Raw genomic sequence first — 17,183 nt, forward strand, 5'->3', positions numbered from 1 at the left:
TTGCAACATGACCCCTTTTTATCAATTCACTGCCACTAGCCTTGCCGGTGAGCCTGTCTCAATGGCTGACTACGCGGGGAAGGTGGTTCTGGTGGTGAACACCGCCAGTCATTGTGGTTTCACGCCACAATATGCAGGCCTTGAAACGCTCTACAAAAAGTATGCCGACAAGGGTTTGGTGGTGTTGGGTTTCCCCTGCAACCAGTTCGGCAAGCAGGAGCCTGGCGGCGCTGACGACATCGCGAAAACCTGCCACATCAACTACGGTGTCAGCTTCCCGATGTTCGGGAAAACAGAGGTCAATGGAAGTGCAGCACACCCGCTGTTTCGGTATTTGAAAACCGCACTGCCCGGTGTGCTGGGTGGGCGGATCAAGTGGAACTTCACCAAGTTCCTGATCGGCCGTGACGGCAAACCGCTAAAGCGTTTTGCGCCGTTCACTACCCCGGAGAAGATGGAAACTGCGATCCTGGCGGCACTTGGCCGCTAGGGGGCAGCTTTCCTTTATGCCTGCGGCCCGGTGTAACGCTCATGCTCGCTTCGGCATATTGCCAGGATGGTTTCCCGTAGCCAGCGGTAAACCTGGCGATTTAACATCCTCTCCACCTTTTCGCCACGCGAATCAGGCGGGGAGGATGTCAAGACGATGCTTATAACGACAGCTCACTCTTTCGGCCCAGCATTCGGCTGTACTCCTTTTTTGCCTCATCCTCCTTAAATTCGCCACACCAGCGTGCAATCACCACGGTTGCAACACTATTGCCAATGGTATTGCAGGTGGCTACCGCCATCGACATAAAGCGGTATACGCCGAAGATCAGCGCCAGGCCTTCCACCGGCAGATGTCCTACCGTTGCCACGGTGGCGGCAAATACCACGAAAGTCCCGCCTGACACCGCGGCTGCACCTTTAGAGGTCACCAACATAATGGCGAGGATGCCAAGCTGCTGCTGCCAGCTCAAATCAATACCGTAAGCATTGGCAATAAACAGCGTACACATCGACATATAAAGACTGGTGCCGTCGAGGTTAAAGGCATAGCCGGTGGGCAGGATCAACCCGACACTTTGACGTGAGCAGCCAAACCGTTCCAGCTTCTGCAACAGGCGCGGCAGTGCGCTTTCCGACGAGGCTGTGCCCAGCACAATAAACACTTCATCTTTGATATATTTCAGGAAGCGCATCAGGCTAAAGCCAGAGAGACGGCAAATCGCGCCCAGTACAACAAAAATGAACACGGCCACGGCGACGTAAAACATCAGGACCAGATTCAACAATGACAGCAGCACAGAGGTGCCATTGCTGCCGACTGCATAAGCCACTGAACCAAAAGCACCGAGAGGGGCGAGGCGCATGATCAGGTTAATGAACTCAAAGAAACACTCTGAGATACGGCTCATCCCGTTTTCTATTACGGTGCGTTTTTCCTGGGTCAACGCCAGCAGCGCAAAACCAAAGATAATCGAAATCACCAGCACCTGAAGCAGTTGGCCGCCAGCAAATGCCCCAATGAAGTTGTCGGGAAAAATAGCGTAAATAAACTCCATGGTCCCTGACGGCGCGTGACCTTTTGCCAGCGTAGCATTCACCGCTGATGTTGCTGCCGCGCTGACGCTACTGCCCATGCCTGCACCAATATCCACCAGGTTAGCCCAGCCGAGGCCCAACGCTAACGCCAGCGTGGAGATGACTTCGAAATAGATCAGCGCGCGAATGCCGATTTTACCGACCTTTTTGATGTCTCCCGCCGAGGCAATCCCATGCACTACAGTGAAAAAAATTAGCGGGGCAACGGCAGTCTTAATTAGCTTAAGGAAGATGTCGCCGAGGATTTTAAATTTTACGGCCAGCTCAGGCTGGGCAAAACCCAGCGCTATCCCGAGCGCCATCGCAGCAAGCACCTGAAACGTCAGCCCTTTCCAGAACGGTTTTTGTGTAGACATAGCATTGTTCTCTTATTGGCAGGTAGGGTACAGGGCAGTTTGTCTGCCCTTGTCGTTATTAATTTTTTACTTTTGCAGAGGCAAGCAACGTGCGGTCAACCATTAAAGGGGCCAGACCGGTGTAATTAGCCGGTTCAGTCAGTGCCTGTAATTCCGCCAGCGTCAGTTTGGACGTGACTGTTTCATTGGCAAGCAGTGCATCCAGCAGAGAGATATTTTCGGTATTGGCAACGCGACACGCGTCATAGACCACATCATGAGCCGTCTGACGACCCAGTTGAGGAGCCAGTCCCATCATCACCGCTTCAGCAACAATCAGACCGCGCGTCATATTGAGGTTCTTACGCATGTTGTCTGGCTTCACTTCTAATCCGCCCAACATATAAACCGCCTGTTCGAGCGCGGCACTGCTTAGCATGAACGCTTCTGGTATTGCCACCCATTCGGCCTGCCACGGCCCCGTGGAACGTTCGAAGTCCTGAACCATCGCATCCAGCATTAGCCCGGCATGCTGGCGTACGCCTTTCGCTGCGGCATAAATAATCTCACAGGAAATAGGATTACGTTTCTGTGGCATGGTGCTGCTGGCTCCGCGCCCTTTGACAAAAGGCTCATATGCTTCGCCCAGTTCACTGGTCATCATCATCATGATGTCCAGTGCCACTTTCCCAAGGGATCCGGTGACCAGCCCGAGGAAATTCAGCACTTCAGCGAAACCATCACGGGCCACATGCCAGGTCGCTTGAGGAACGCCAAGACCAAGCTCTTTCATCATAGCAGTCTGCACGCTGAACCCGTCGTTACCCAGTGAAGCCAGCGTTCCGGCGGCACCGGCAAACTGGCCGACTTCAACCCGTGGGCGTAACTGGCTTAAGCGTTCTGCATGACGATCAAACATACTCAGCCAGACAGCACACTTGTAGCCAAAGGTAATGGGCAACGCGTGTTGCAAGTGCGTTCTGCCTGCCATCGGCGTATCGCGGTGTTCTTTAGCCAGTCGGGTAAGTACTTCTCTGATCTGATGAATATCGGCCTCGACAATATTCAGTGCCGCACGGATTTGCAACACCACCGCCGTGTCCATAATGTCTTGCGTGGTGGCTCCCCAGTGCACATATCGTCCAGCCTGACCGCAGAGGGTTGAAAGCTGTTCAACCAGAGGCAGGATCGGATAGCCCACAATTTCAGTTTGATGCTGCATCTCTGCCAGATCGAGGGCTTCATAGCGGGCTTTATCGGCAATTTCGGCGGCAGCTGTCGCAGGGATCACCCCACAGCTGGCCTCGGCTTTTGCCAGTGCCACTTCGGTTTCAATATAACGTTCGATCAAGGCCTTATCAGAAAATACCGCGCGCATTTTTTCTGTGGCGAACATGTTCCTGAAGAGCTGGGAATCGTATACGGTACTAGACATAACTACTCCTGGTGAATATGTACGTACAATTAAATTATGTCCGTACATATACGAGGGGTACAGGTATGCTGTCAATTTGAATCGATAACGGAATGTGAGAAATATGATCCCGGTTAGATATTTAGTCGTTGCCAGAGCACTTTCAGATGCGATCAATAATGGACAGTATCCGGTCGGATCGCTGCTGCCAACGGAGTTTGAGCTGTCCGAAATGTATCAAGTGAGCAGACATACCGTCCGGGCAGCCATTGCCCGCTTGCAAGAGCAAGGTCTGGTGTCGCGTAAAAAAAGGGTCGGCACACGGGTAACGTCCTCCACGGCACAGCAGGGCTATTCTCAGGCGCTGGCCTCGCTTTCTGACCTGGCACATCTGGCTCAAACGCAGACCAGAGAGATCAAAACGGTTGAGCATTTCATCGCCGAATTGTCAGTTGCTAAAGCACTGGGACTGGAACCCGGCAGAAAATATTTCCGTGTATCCAGCATCAGAACCGACAGTGAACACCCAGGTCAGCCGATTTGCTGGACGGATGTCTATGCGCCTGAAGAGTACGCTGCGGTTATCCCACTGGCGAAAGAGCGTAAAGGGGTGTTGATTGCCGCCATTATCGAAATGGAATTTGGTCAGACCATTTCCACCGTGGAACAACGTGTTGAAGCGGTATTACTGACCGAAACGTTGGCGCAAGTGCTGAACTCGCCAGCCGGTGAACCGGCTTTGCAGATCACTCGTATCTATCGAGATCAAGACAATCAGATGATGGCAAGGTCAGTCACCATCCATCCACGTGAACGTTTCACGCTAGTGATGCAAATTGCACGAGAGAATATTTGAGGCAGTGGCTCGACAGTAGCCAGACTGCCTGATCGTTTTAGGTGCGTTACGCCATACATTGGTGAATCTACACCAATGTATGGATGCACTAGCGCTATTTACTTAACTGCCTCAAGTCGCTGCCTTGCCTGATTCGTAAGGCGTTTAATGCCAAGTAACCTCGCCATTTCATTCACCTGATTCGCACTTGGCGTAGATAATGCCAATGCACGTAACTCTTCCATAGCAATCGAATCAATCTGACGAATATCTCTATCAGATTCCGGCAAGCGGAAAATATTCCACTCAGTACGTTGCGTCTCTGAAAGCCAGACAAAATCTTCTCCGGAATGGTCGGTTGCTAAATGGTAGTGCAGATCAACAATTTCCATAACACGTTCACGGATGAGTCTTCCGGCACGGTTAAATCCATGAACACGAGCAACCCTTTGTACAAGCGTGGTGTCGAGAAGAGGGGACTCATCGTTTACGAGCTCTGAGATCATCGTTTTCAACGTGTTGTCGTACTCTGGACTATAAAATTTTTCCGCATCTACTTTATCGCGCCATGAATGCAGTTCATTGATAACGTATTTGCCTGATTGCGCAACGGTACTGGTTTCAGGAGGAAGTGCATTTGCATATTTCAATTGGGGTGATGTCTCTTCCTCCTCTGAATGAATATGCTTCACTCCGACAACATCCTCTACAGATGTAACGATGTCCTCATCATTGGCCACTAACTGTACTGTAGTCGTTGTTTCTAGATTGTCGCTATCTACATCTATAGTGGCAATTACATTAATCGCGTGTTCTTTATCATCTGCTTTTGATATTTCAGCTTGTAAAACACGGGATTTTTCAAGCAAACTTTTGATAGCCACATCAAGCCTGTCAAGCGCACTCTCTTTATCAATCCACCATTCTGTTGACCAGAGACGAAGAAGCTTCCAGCCCAGCCCCTGCAAGATTGCACTACGCACTTTGTCACGGTCACGTGCTGTCGCTGCACTGTGATAGGTGACACCGTCACACTCAACACCAACAAGATAATCACCCGGCTTATCTGGATGAACAATCCCAAGATCGATACGGAAGCGCGATACGCCAATCTGTGGCACCACATGCCAGCCTTTTCTTCTTAGACCATTAGCGACAGCTTCTTCAAAAGGAGAGTCATAACTTCCAACGGAACCACGTACAGCCTGTGACAACGCCATGGGCCCGCGTTGAGCAAACTCAATAAAGTGTTTGAGATCGGCTACTGCTCTTGCACTGGTACGGTTAAGATCAATAAATGATGGGTCAAAGGAACTGAATACCATCATTTCTTGACGAGCCCTTGTGACGGCAACATTGAGTCGACGCCATCCTCCATCACGATTCAGGGGGCCGAAGTTCATCGACATAGTATTGGCGCCGGGCTCTGTCGGACCATACCCAATACTCAGCATGATAAGGTCTCGCTCATCTCCCTGCACCGTTTCCAAATTTTTTACGACAACCGGTTCTTCCAGATGTAACTGGAAGAATGGTTCAATTTCTGGTTGTAGTTGGCGTGCCCGGTCCAGCATGTCGATGATTAGTTTCTGCTGCTCCGTATTCAGCGTAATAATGCCAATAGATTTTCCCGATGCGATGAAAGTTTTATCCGTGAGGCGCTTGATCGTCTCTGCAACAATCGCCTCCGCTTCAGCTTGGTTATGACGGCCTTTACCTTTTGAGTACGTTCCAGCAACTTTGCACCATTGCACAGCACTCTGCTTCGTTTCTGACGCAGGGAAAGTAATCAAATTACTGTCGTAGTAGCGGTGATTTGAGAATGTGATAAGGCTTTCGTGACGGCTTCGATAATGCCAGCTCAGGCTGTGATTGTATAACCCAGCGGCAAGACATTCATCGAGAATACTTTCCATGTCTTCTTCCGTGTCATCATCAACTTCGTTTGCTGCACGGTTAAAGAAGCTGGTAGGCGGCATCTGCCTTGGATCACCAGCAATCACAACCTGTTTGCCACGCGCCATAGCACCTATGGCATCCCAGGGGGAGATTTGAGAGGCTTCATCAAAGATAACGAGATCAAATAAAGCCTGCTCGGAAGGCAAGAACTGGGCAACAGAGAGTGGGCTCATTAGCATACAAGGTGCTAGTTTAGTCATAGCCTCGCCCATATCTGTAGCCATCTGGCGTACGGGTTTGTGGCGACGCGACTTTTGCAGTTCATGTTTAAGCAGGGCAAAACCACCTTGCTTACTGATTTCATTTTTTGCGGGTATAACTCCACATAATCTGGCGCGAATATAACGGACCGTTAGTTTGGCTAGCCGATCGGTTTGTATTTGGTAGGACTCAATATCACTCATGTGCTCAGCAGGAACGAAATTATGCAGTAGCGGCTCGGAGTCAATCATCCATGAGGCAAACCAGCGGCAGTAAGCTGTTTCAAAGAGATCGACTGCACGTAATTCATCAGCATCTATATGGACCAATGAATGGACCAATGGCAATAATCCTTTGGATATTGCCTCTTCTCTTACGCGACACCAGTCACTCCAAGCCTTGAGCGCTGATTGATTCTTCACAATATCTGCAGCACTACTGCGTAAGACGACTATGGTCATTCTCTGCTCTGGTGCATTAATCAGTTGGCAGAATTGTGACTTAACGTCATTAAACTCAGTTAAACTGAGCTGCAGTTTCTGCGTTAACAATCCAATTTTCCCATCTGAAGCAATTAGCTCGTTAGCATCAATAACCAGGTTTTTAACTGCATTACGTATCTCAACAAGTTGCTGTGGTGATGAGGCCAGTCCCGCCAAAGAACTGCGAATCGCATCGGATAATCCCAGCACCTGCTCCAGATGGGCAGAGTCCGTATCTAAACCCTTCCAGGCCGGTAAATACGTCAGTACTGGTGCAAGCTCTGCTAGTCGTTGCTGCAAAGACTGCAATCTGTCAATGATTGCCAAATCTGTATCCAAATTCGGTATTCCACTGAGTGAATACTGCTGCGTCATTCCTTCTATGACTTTTTTACGGGCAATAGTGGCTAAGAACCAAAACTTCTTATCGGCCGCTTCCAGATTATTTCTAACCTGCTGTGTCTGAACATTTGCCCAGCTGTTGGCCAAATAAGATACCGATAAGCCTAATTTTGTAGTTTCAATATCCCTTAACAGGTTGATAGCTAATTTAGCCGATTCTGTGCGACCAAAAGCATCCGGAGCAAACATGAAGCTAAGGTCTATACCAGCAGCGCGGGATAGAAGTTCACAAAGTATCGTTAGCTGTAGAAGTTTTCCCGGTTCAGTGGAATCCAGGGTAATGCCGGTTGCATCGAGTAACTCCTCAGTCACTTTTTCCAACTTACTGATAATGGTAGGGACTTTATTTGCGATGGCTACCAGAGAGGCTTGCCAGCCATTCGTCCAGTCAGACTGGTTAATCCATTCAAAGTCTGCCCCATATTGCCTAAAAGCATTACGGTTAATTTCCAGACGACGCGCGATATCACGGAATGATGCCATTTGTTCGCTGTTGTGGAGAGTATTTGCAGGCCAGGTAAACTCTGGTGTTGCAGCATTTGCATCTTTTATAACCCGCCCCATCGCCTGATGAAGAGTCATGCCACTGGGCCAGCGCAGATGGAGTAATCGAACAACCTCATTAAGCTTGTCACGCAAACGCTGCACCTTTTCCGCTTCTTCTGCCCATTCTTCCGAGGAGAGGGTATCGCGGACATCCCATGCACGCTCTAGCTGTTTGAGGAAATCTATTTTTGAGGTTTTACTGGAGTGGAGTTCCAAACAAAATTCGCCTAAACCTTGGGCTTCCAGCCGCCGGTAAACAACATCCAACGCGGCTTTTTTCTCCGCAACGAAGAGTACCCGCCTGCCCAGGGCTAGGTTGTGTGCGATCATGTTAGCAATTGTCTGAGATTTACCTGTTCCGGGTGGCCCATCCAGCACAAAGTTACGTCCTTTTGCCGAAGCAACGACCGCAGCAATCTGTGACGAATCGGCAGGCAAGGGTAGGAAGAGATCTGCAGTGTTGACCAGATCATCAAGTTTCTCGACCTCAATGATCTCGCCACTATTTTCTAAAATCACATTTTCTTGGCCACGTTCGATGAGATACTTAACCAACGGACTCTGCATCAGCTGTGGTGCTCTATCAATGAGATCTTTCCACATTAGATATTTCGCAAAAGAGAAGGTGCCAATCACGACATCCCGAGTGACTTCGAATCCAGGAATATCTCTTACCGCACGTCTAACCGTGTTCCAGATACCGTCCACGTCGATGCCGCTATCATCAGTGGGTAATTCTCCATCCAGGCCGTTAATCGTCAGTGCAAAATCATTATGCAGGAGCTGGAGTAGCGTCAGGTTAAAGCGAGGTTCTTCTTCAAGCAAACGCATGGTTATACCGGAAAGTGCGCTTTTACGGTCAAGCTGTATTGGTAGCAAAATCAACGGTGCAGAATAACTTTTCGGATCTTCAGCCGATTTTTTCCATTTCAAAAATCCTACGGCAAGGAAAAGAGTGTTGGCTCCACCCTCTTCCAAATCGCTTTTGGACTTGCGATATAAATCGATTAATTCTGCTTCTAGTTTGTCCTTTTCTAAAGGAGAAACAACTTCTCCACGGTCCAGTGCCAGCCTGGCATACTCTTCCGTTAGATTTTCGTTAGTCTGCTGCTTATATAGTTCAGCATCTCGCCCGCCTGACTCCAGATTAGGCTGTGAAACGATGCGGATTCGTTTACCCTCTGCCAGTTTATCTTCCAGATGTCCGGGGTCAGAGCAGACCAGCCGGATCCCTTTGGCACTGTCTGGCAGATGGAGTAAACGATTTCGAGTGGTAAGGTCGAGTAACTTACGTTGCCACTGCACTAGACGACCAGAGGCGACATGAACACTTTCCGTCTCTATATCGAGGTCAAAGGAGGGAAGCAGAGGAGCAGCTTCAAATCCATGATGAACCTCATTAACGCTATCTCCACTGTCTTCAAGCCTGGTGATTCCCAACGCAAGCGGACGGATTTTTTGCATTCGCGCCCGGTGAGTATCAATCGCAGCATGAAAAAGTTCCTCCGTCAGATGCTTCAGCGCTTCCTCATATGCCTGACTAAATGAAGGAGGCTGGGATCTTGTGACAAGCGTAGCTTCAAACACAACTATTTCTTTCAAATCAATGCGCTTACGCACGGATGAAACATCCTCAGTGACTAGTTGTGCAAATTCCTGAGGTTGAAGCCACAAACCGGCGAAAGCATGGCCTTCACTTAGAAAAACCAACGCATTGAGTCCCATCTGCTCAAGAGCCGATGTAAATAACAGGGTCGTATCGAGGCAGGTAGCGACCTTGCCTTCAAGAATGGCACCAGGAGTACGAATTTTCTGGCCGTTACGTTCAAAACTCGCAGGAGGTAAGGCATAGCTAATGCTGAGATTACAAATCGCTGTCCAGAGCGCTGATGCAACTTCCCAAACACGCGTCCTTGAATTGCTTTTATATCCATCAAGAGCGTCATTTTTACCGGCACCGCGTAGCACATCTGAAGTTGCCTTGAGGACTCGATCAACTGCTGGGTCATTTGGCATTATGAATGAAGGTAGCAGTTCTAGCATGGCATTGCCGCCCCATTCGTTTTTAGCCAATGCTTCAAGAGGATAATTTAGAGAAAAGACTTCATTTTCACCTTCACGTAGAGTCAAGGTCACTTCACAGATTACACTCTCCGTCAGTTCAGCCAGCCATTCACCATCCAGCTTGATATCGCGGTCCCGGATGTCTAGACAGGAGCCTGGGAGCAAGCGGTCAATATTCCACTGTTTACTTTCCAAAACCGCAGGAGCCGTATGCAAATGCAACGTCAGATTTTCGTATGCTTCTTCAGATTCATTATGTAGGACGAGTTCGCGTAATAATGGAACCGCATTCTGGTGAGAAGTGAACCCCAACTTACTTGCAATGCTCACCTGCGCCTTGATGCCCATATAGACCGATCTCCTTAAGGACGTACACTCAAAAATTTAAATTGGTATAAAGAAAGGGGATATGAAACTGACCGGGGCTAGATAGATGAGTTGTTACAACGCAGGAACACAAAGCTAAAGGCACTTAATGGTTGACGGAAAAGCGCAAAAATAGCAAATGTTAAATATCAACTCATAAAACGGCGCTGGAAATCTAACTCTCAGAATCATCCTAATTTCCGATACCATAAAGTATAAAGGGATACTAATCTATAGGGATGTTACTGTTGTAGGCTCCAAAATCCCTCTTTGCAATAAAACCAATCAACTATTTGATTTTTAATCACTTATTTTTAATAAAAGGATTATTTATGATCCATTACGATAAAAAAATTTAAAAAACAGCTTCAATTCCCGATAAAATCCCGTGAAAAGTCTGTATTACCCCCTATGCCAATGCTGAGTCTTTCAAAAAAATCCAATGTTCAATATCTTTATGACGTCGTTATTTGAATGAAGCAGGGGCAGTCAACAGAACAGTATCCCTGAGTGTATAGGCAAATACCCGATGTAAAAGGATTAGTGCCTACACCCGGCATTCATTAGATCAGAGCTCGGCATATAAGCCTTGAGGTTAACCTATCACCACTGAGGTCGGTATACTCAATCTTATCAGTCAAACTAATAAGCATAGTTTTTGTACGTGATTTTTTTATCATTTGCGTTAATTGTTCCAATTTAGATGGTGATGCAAAGCTCTTACAGCTTCTAGTGCATCTGTCTCTTAGACTGCGCGGCTAAAGACATGCCATACCTTTTGCAGCGATCTATCCGGTGGTAGGCGGTGAGTAAGCGTCTAGGTAAAAGCAATCATCACTCAGATAAAATGAAGCCACTGTCTCAATTTCCCCTTCAACGCTATCTAGCCAAACACGGACAGATGAGTCTTTTTGTCTCAATTTGCCTGAGCTAACGCTATCCGCAGCCCGATTCATGCACTGCTTTAGATCGTACGGTTCATTGCAAGTCATTTCTGAAACAAAAATTCGATTTGCATCTCAGTTTTGATCATCTTTCGTTGTGTCTGTTATCAATAATGATCTATTTTGTCTCTGATGCATTTCGTAATGTGTCAATAAGAGTCAAAATGCGGCATCTATCGATACCTCATAGATAACAATGGCACGTCAGTGGAAGAAGATAAAATGAGAAAATCTGTTTGGCTACTGGGTGCGCTTGGCGCACTGGTGACTATTGCGGGGGCAGCACTGGCAGCGGGCGGTGTGTATCTCGCGGTATTAGGGGGAGCCTGGTTCTACTTATTCGCAGGGATTTTGTTGTGCATCACCGGCTACGGGCTGCTGCGCAGGCGTTTCTTTGCCTGGCCGGTGGCGCTGGTACTGGCGCTCTACAGCGTAGTGTGGGCGTGGTGGGAAATTGGCGATGACTTTTGGCAATTTTTGCCGCGCGTCACGGTGTTCCTCGGTTTCGCCATACTGGCGTCGGTGTGTGTGCCGTGGCTGAGCCGTAAAAATGGTCTGCCGGTCCCTAAGAAGTCGGCTTTCGCCACGGCGGGTGCCTTCTTGATTGCCCTGGTCGCGCTGATCAGCGGCATTTTTGTTCCCCATGCGGAAGTTACCGCCTCCGGGGAAGCCGCGCCGGTGATTAATCCTCAGGCCGATCACGAGGGAGGCAACGACTGGTCAGCCTGGGGGCGTAATACCCTCGGCGAAAAATATGTCCAGTTTGACCAGATCAACAAAAGCAATGTTAAGGACCTGAAAGTTGCCTGGACCTATCGTACCGGCGACATGGCGGTTGATGGTGCCGAATATCAGGTTACGCCGTTAAAAGTGGCTGATACGGTTTATCTCTGTACTCCGCTGAATAAAGTGATTGCGGTTGACGCCACCACCGGCAAAGAGAAGTGGCGTTTCGATCCCCACCCAACCGTATTTGAAAGCGACAAAGGCTGGAAACGCTGCCGTGGGGTGGGCTATGCCGATCTTGATCAGCTGTCGGCTCAAAATCCCACCTCTGGCGAGGTTGCTGCTACGGCTGTCACTACAGCGGCCACTTGTCGCAAACGCATCATTGAAACCACCATTGATGCCCGCATCGTGGCGCTGGATGCCGAAACTGGAAAGCTGTGTGAAGGTTTTGGTCACGGGGGTTACGTCGATCTGACAGTGAACATGCCCTCTGACGCCAAAGGCGGGCAGCAGGGTAGCTATAACGTGACCTCTGCGCCACTGGTGGCCGATGGCGTGATCATGGTGGGTGGACGTTTGAACGATAACCTTACCGTGGGCGAACCTGGCGGCGTGGTCCGTGGATATGATGTGGTCAGCGGTAAAATCCTCTGGGCCTGGGACGCGAAACGCGGTGCCAGCGACAGCAGTCCGCTGCCCGCGGGTGAGACTTACCCGCGTGAAACGCCTAACTTCTGGGGCACGGCCGCTTACGATCCTAAACTGGGTCTGGCCTATTTCCCGACAGGCAACCAGACACCGGACTTCTGGACCGGCGATCGCCATCCGTACTCGAACGAGTATACCGATGCTATCGTGGCCGTTGATCTGAAAACCGGCAAAGAGCGTTGGCACTTCCGTACCGCCAACATTGACCAGTTCGACTACGACGTTTCTACACAGCCGATTCTGTACGACATGCCGCAAAAGGATGGCACAACCATTCCGGTGATCATCCAGGGCACGAAACGCAGCCAGATCTTTGTACTGGATCGCCGTACCGGCAAGCCGGTCTACCCGGTAGAGCAGCGTAAAGTGCCGACCGATGTGATGCCAGGCATGCAGGTCTCTGAAACTCAGCCGTATTCCGCGCTCTCCGTGGGCGTTGACAAGCTGAAAGAGTCTGACATGTGGGGAGCCACGATCTTTGATCAGCTCTACTGTCGCATCCAGTTTAAGAAACTGCGCTATGAAGGTGAGTGGACACCGCTTTCGGATAAGCAGGACACGCTGATTTGGCCTGGCTACTACGGCGGCCAGAACTGGGGCAGCATGGCGATCAACCCGGCCACCGGTACGCTCTATGTGAATGACATTCGCATGGCGATGGTGGGGCGTTTCCTGTCTCGTGAGGAAGCGGCAAAAGGCGGTCTGAAACCGTCCACCGAAGGCGAATACTCCGAGCAGAAGGGCACGCCGTGGGGCGTGGAACGCGGTATGTTCCTGTCACCACTGGGTACGCCATGCTTTAAACCGCCGTTCGGTTCACTGACCGCCATCGACCTGGCGAATAATAAAGTGAAATGGCAGGTGCCGCTTGGTGGGATCCAGGATGCGCCAATCCACAATAACTTCTTACCGAAAGAGGGCATTGTGCCCAACCTGTACATCCCACTGGGCATGCCGAACCTCGGTGGTCCGCTGGTCACGGCGGGGGGCTTGAGCTTCTTCCACGGCACGCTGGACTATTACCTGCGCGCGTTCGATAACGATACCGGCAAAGAAGTCTGGCGCACCCGTCTGCCGGTCGGCGGCCAGGGTACGCCAATGAGCTATATCGGCAAGGATGGTAAGCAGTACATCGTGGTGGTGGATGGCGGCGCGACGCGAACCGGCACCAACAAAAATCGCGGCGATTACGTTATCGCCTACACCTTACCTTAAATAGTCTGTTAAACGGCGCTCTGCCTGTGCAGAGCGCCTGGCGAAAACACACGATTATTATCTGCATACTATGGTGATTATTATGCTGACCTCTTTACACGGTATTTCGACCAGTCACGGCAATTTAATAACCGATGTCCGTCTCGCTAAAGAGGCGGGTTTCGATGCGTTGGAAATCTTTTATCCTAAACTGGTGCGTTATTTAGAAAATGGCGGCACGACACAGGAAATAAAACACATTATTGCGGATGCCGGGCTCTCTGTTTCTTTTCTCAGCGCGCTGGACAGAATTGAACGGCATCAGGGAAGTGAAAAACAGCAACTGCTGGCTGAAGCGGAAAAGATCACCCGTGAAGCCGTTGAGCTGGGCACGAATACCGTCATGGTATTGCCGCGTAACGGGATTGACCACTTTTCGGATGAAAAGATCATGGACATCATGAGCGAAAACATTGCCGCTATTGCCGCCATCGGTGAACCGCACGGTATTCGCTATATGATTGAGCTGCCTGCTTTCACCAAATTCCGTACGCTGAGCCAGGCGCGGGAAGTGATCCGCCGCATTGGTAAGAAGAATGTCGGTGTAGTGGTGGATTTCTGGCACTTCTACGCCTCTGGTGCCACGCCAGAGGAGGTCGCAAAGATGGATAAAGCGATGATTTTTGGTGTGCACTTCGGCGACGGTCGCGTGCCGCACAGCCCTGAAGAAGCCTGGGATGAAACGGTATTACGCGACTGCATACCCGGCGAAGGGGAAATTGATCTGCGCGCCTGGTCAGAAGCGGTTAAATCCACCGGATATAACGGAGCCTGGTCGATTGAATTAATCAGCCCGCGCTTATGGGAACGAGATCCCGCGTTGTTAACCAGGGAACTGCTAGCCTCTGTTAAGCAATACGTTTTTTAATTTAAACAACATCAGACTTTGGGTGATAACAATCATTATTCATTAATCACTTCGGATGGTTATCGCCTGTATTACCTCCCTGCATCAATGAGTGACTGAGAAAATAATATGAATAATACGATCAAAGCTCCGCGCTTATCAGTGAAAGTGGCCATCAGTCCGCTCTCCTGGGCCAATGAAGTGATTGAAGAGTTTGGGAAAGATGCCACCGCGGATATCTGCCTGACGGGTGCCCAGGCAGCGGGTTATGAGGGCGTCGAGATGAGCCGCTTATTTCCCCGTAATCCAGACGAACTGAATGCGCTGTTATCGGGTTATCACCTCTCCCTGGCATCTGGCTGGCACAGCGGCTTTCTGGCTGAGCGCAGCGTGGATGAAGAGCTGAGTGCGGTGCATGAATTTGCCACACTGCTGCAAAAAGCCGGAGCGCAGGTGATGGTGTATGGCGAGTGTGCCGCAATGGCAGAGAATGCGCTGGATGTTCCCATGTCCCGCCGCCGCCGCTTGAACCCAGAACAGATGGCTGCCTATGGCGCACGCCTGACCGAATTCGCCAGTAAGCTGGCGCAGCGCTACGGTCTGGCCATGGCCTACCATCACCACCTGATGATGGTGGTGGAAACGCAGGATGAAGTCCGCCAACTGATGGCGGTAACCGGTGATGAAGTTGGCCTGCTGCTGGATACCGGACATGCGCTGACCGGTGGTTTCAGTTATGTCGATCTGATCACCGAGTTTGGCCCACGGATTAAGCACATCCATCTGAAAGATGTACGCACGCCAATACTGGACGCCGTACGCAGCAACGATCTCTCTTTCAACGAGGCGGTTCGGGCCGGCCTGTTTACCATCCCCGGTGACGGTGCGATCGACTTCCTGCCGCTGGTCGAGTTTATCCACGACTCGGGTTACGCGGGCTGGCTTGTGGTGGAGGCTGAGCAGGATCCTTCACTCGAACGTCCGGACATCACCGTGGCCAGAGCTCGTGACTGGCTCAGCACTGTCCTGCCTGGCCGAGCGTAACGGAGAGCAATATCATGTCTTATCAACACAAGTTTAATGCCCGGTACGTCTATATGCTCTGCCTGGCGGCTTCCGCGGGCGGATTTATGTTTGGTTACTCCGAAGGGGTGATTGCCGCTACGCTGGAGTCGATTAAGAAAAGCTTCGGGCTGAACTCGATGGAAACCGGCTGGGCTGTGTCCAGCATCATCTTTGGCGGCGTCATCGGCGCGCTGACCGCCGGAAAAATGGCGGATAAAACCGGTCGTAAACCGGTGATGCTGGCCAGCGCCATCCTGTTCGTCATCACGTCTTATCTCTCTGCCGTAGCCCATTCGTTTACGCTGTTTACCGGCGCAAGGCTGATCTGCGGTATCGCGGTGGGACTGGCGGCGACGGTGACGCCGATGTATATCTCTGAAATCTCGCCGGCCAAAATGCGCGGGAAAGCCACCGGTACTTACGACCTCTCGATTGTGGCCGGGGTGCTGGCGGTATTTACCGTCAACTACCTGATTGCGCGTGGCATGCCGCAGGCATGGATGGTTGAAACCGGCTGGCGCATCATGATGGCGGTACAGCTGGTGCCTTCGATGGCGATGCTGGTCTTGATCATTCTGGTGCCTGAGTCACCGCACTGGTGCGTCCGGCATAACCGCAGCGAGCAAGCAATCAAAGTGCTCTCGCGTATCTATCCGGAGTTTAATCAGGAAGAGGCGCGTCTGCTGTTCCAACTGCCATCGTCTGCTGGCAAAAAATCCACTACGGCACGTAAGGGCGTGATGCCGGAAAATCCGGTGCTGCGCTATATCCTGGTGGTTGGGGTGGCCATTGCCGTTCTGCAACAGTTCACCGGCATCAACGTCATTAACTACTACACGCCGATGATGCTGGAAGGCACCACCAGTAATAAAGACATTATCTTCTTCGAGACCATTTTTGTGGCCCTGCTCAATGGTATTGGCGCGTTTATCGGCATGCACCTGTTTGACCATTATGGCCGCCTGCCGATCATGAAGATTGGCACTGTGGGGGCGATCACCGGGCTGCTGATCGCTTCCTGGGGTCTGTATACCAATGATGTCGGTTATATCGCCATTAGCGGCATCCTGATCTTTACGTTGTTCTTTGGCATGGGGTGGGGCGCAGGTGCCTGGGTGATGATCTCGGAGATTTTCCCGGACAGAATCCGCGAATCCAGCATGGGGCTGGCCGTGGGCCTGATGTGGGTCACCAACTTCCTGATCACGCTGGTGTTCCCAATCGTTAACGACAATGCCTGGTTGCAGGAGCAGTTCCATGGCGCATTCTCCATGTGGATCTTTGTGGTGTTCAACGCGTTCTGTTACTGGTTCTTGTCGCGCTATGTGCCGGAAACCCGCGGCGTCGCACTGGAAGATATCGAAAAGGTCGCGGAAGCGAAGATGCTGAAAAATACGCTGTCGGTGCAGACGGAGAAAGTCTGATCCCACGGAGATTACCAGTAT

Annotated in this window: 9 protein-coding genes; 6 read left to right on the top strand and 3 right to left on the bottom strand. The window is 50.6% G+C overall.

The window, feature by feature from the left end; translation table 11 throughout:
- Nucleotides 1–7: 7 nt before the first annotated feature.
- Nucleotides 8–490 carry a glutathione peroxidase gene (locus B880_RS0115610; RefSeq protein WP_017348376.1) on the top strand — a complete coding sequence of 161 codons (483 nt, stop codon included), beginning with the start codon at nucleotides 8–10 and terminating at the stop codon, nucleotides 488–490.
- 160 nt (nucleotides 491–650) lie between these two features.
- On the opposite strand, the gene dctA is transcribed toward B880_RS0115610, so the two are convergent.
- Together dctA and purB are read right to left on the bottom strand one after the other, a co-directional pair.
- Entirely contained in the window at nucleotides 651–1,943 is a 1,293-nt protein-coding gene (gene dctA / locus B880_RS0115615; RefSeq protein WP_017348377.1) for a C4-dicarboxylate transporter DctA, read from the bottom strand.
- 58 nt (nucleotides 1,944–2,001) lie between these two features.
- Nucleotides 2,002–3,357, bottom strand: a complete 1,356-nt coding sequence (gene purB, locus B880_RS0115620) for an adenylosuccinate lyase (RefSeq protein WP_026042695.1) — start codon at nucleotides 3,355–3,357, stop codon at nucleotides 2,002–2,004.
- A gap of 103 nt (nucleotides 3,358–3,460) precedes the next feature.
- Here purB and B880_RS0115625 point away from each other — a divergent pair, with 103 nt between their 5' ends.
- Nucleotides 3,461–4,192 carry a GntR family transcriptional regulator gene (locus tag B880_RS0115625; RefSeq protein WP_017348379.1) on the top strand — a complete coding sequence of 244 codons (732 nt, stop codon included), beginning with the start codon at nucleotides 3,461–3,463 and terminating at the stop codon, nucleotides 4,190–4,192.
- A gap of 98 nt (nucleotides 4,193–4,290) precedes the next feature.
- Here the strand turns inward: B880_RS0115625 and B880_RS0115630 are convergent, their stop codons facing one another.
- Complete coding sequence (locus tag B880_RS0115630; protein ID WP_017348380.1) at nucleotides 4,291–10,173, bottom strand: DUF3320 domain-containing protein; 5,883 nt, start codon at nucleotides 10,171–10,173, stop codon at nucleotides 4,291–4,293.
- Nucleotides 10,174–11,357: 1,184 nt separating this feature from the next.
- Between B880_RS0115630 and B880_RS0115635 the strand changes: the two genes are divergently transcribed.
- The 4 genes from B880_RS0115635 (at nucleotide 11,358) to B880_RS0115650 (ending at nucleotide 17,162) form a co-directional block, all read left to right on the top strand.
- Nucleotides 11,358–13,787 (top strand): membrane-bound PQQ-dependent dehydrogenase, glucose/quinate/shikimate family, encoded by a 2,430-nt coding sequence (locus B880_RS0115635; RefSeq protein WP_017348381.1) that lies wholly within the window; start codon nucleotides 11,358–11,360, stop codon nucleotides 13,785–13,787.
- 82 nt (nucleotides 13,788–13,869) lie between these two features.
- A complete protein-coding gene (locus B880_RS0115640) occupies nucleotides 13,870–14,694 on the top strand; it encodes a sugar phosphate isomerase/epimerase family protein (RefSeq protein ID WP_026042696.1) in 825 nt (274 codons plus the stop codon).
- Between the two features lie 108 nt (nucleotides 14,695–14,802).
- Entirely contained in the window at nucleotides 14,803–15,717 is a 915-nt protein-coding gene (iolE, locus tag B880_RS0115645) for a myo-inosose-2 dehydratase (protein WP_017348383.1), read from the top strand.
- A 14-nt stretch (nucleotides 15,718–15,731) separates the two neighbouring features.
- The gene (locus B880_RS0115650; protein ID WP_017348384.1) at nucleotides 15,732–17,162 is read left to right on the top strand and encodes a sugar porter family MFS transporter; all 1,431 of its coding nucleotides are present in this window, start codon (nucleotides 15,732–15,734) and stop codon (nucleotides 17,160–17,162) included.
- The last annotated feature ends 21 nt before the right edge of the window (nucleotides 17,163–17,183 follow it).

The organism is Pantoea sp. A4 (genome assembly GCF_000295955.2).
GTDB classification, from domain to species: Bacteria; Pseudomonadota; Gammaproteobacteria; order Enterobacterales; family Enterobacteriaceae; genus Pantoea; species Pantoea multigeneris.

Bases quoted from the DNA above. Each gene is read 5' to 3' on its own strand.
- B880_RS0115610 (WP_017348376.1), top strand. From the start codon at position 8: ATGACCCCTTTTTATCAATTCACTGCCACTAGCCTTGCCGGTGAGCCT.
- dctA (WP_017348377.1), bottom strand. From the start codon at position 1,943: ATGTCTACACAAAAACCGTTCTGGAAAGGGCTGACGTTTCAGGTGCTT.
- purB (WP_026042695.1), bottom strand. From the start codon at position 3,357: ATGTCTAGTACCGTATACGATTCCCAGCTCTTCAGGAACATGTTCGCC.
- B880_RS0115625 (WP_017348379.1), top strand. From the start codon at position 3,461: ATGATCCCGGTTAGATATTTAGTCGTTGCCAGAGCACTTTCAGATGCG.
- B880_RS0115630 (WP_017348380.1), bottom strand. From the start codon at position 10,173: ATGGGCATCAAGGCGCAGGTGAGCATTGCAAGTAAGTTGGGGTTCACT.
- B880_RS0115635 (WP_017348381.1), top strand. From the start codon at position 11,358: ATGAGAAAATCTGTTTGGCTACTGGGTGCGCTTGGCGCACTGGTGACT.
- B880_RS0115640 (WP_026042696.1), top strand. From the start codon at position 13,870: ATGCTGACCTCTTTACACGGTATTTCGACCAGTCACGGCAATTTAATA.
- iolE (WP_017348383.1), top strand. From the start codon at position 14,803: ATGAATAATACGATCAAAGCTCCGCGCTTATCAGTGAAAGTGGCCATC.
- B880_RS0115650 (WP_017348384.1), top strand. From the start codon at position 15,732: ATGTCTTATCAACACAAGTTTAATGCCCGGTACGTCTATATGCTCTGC.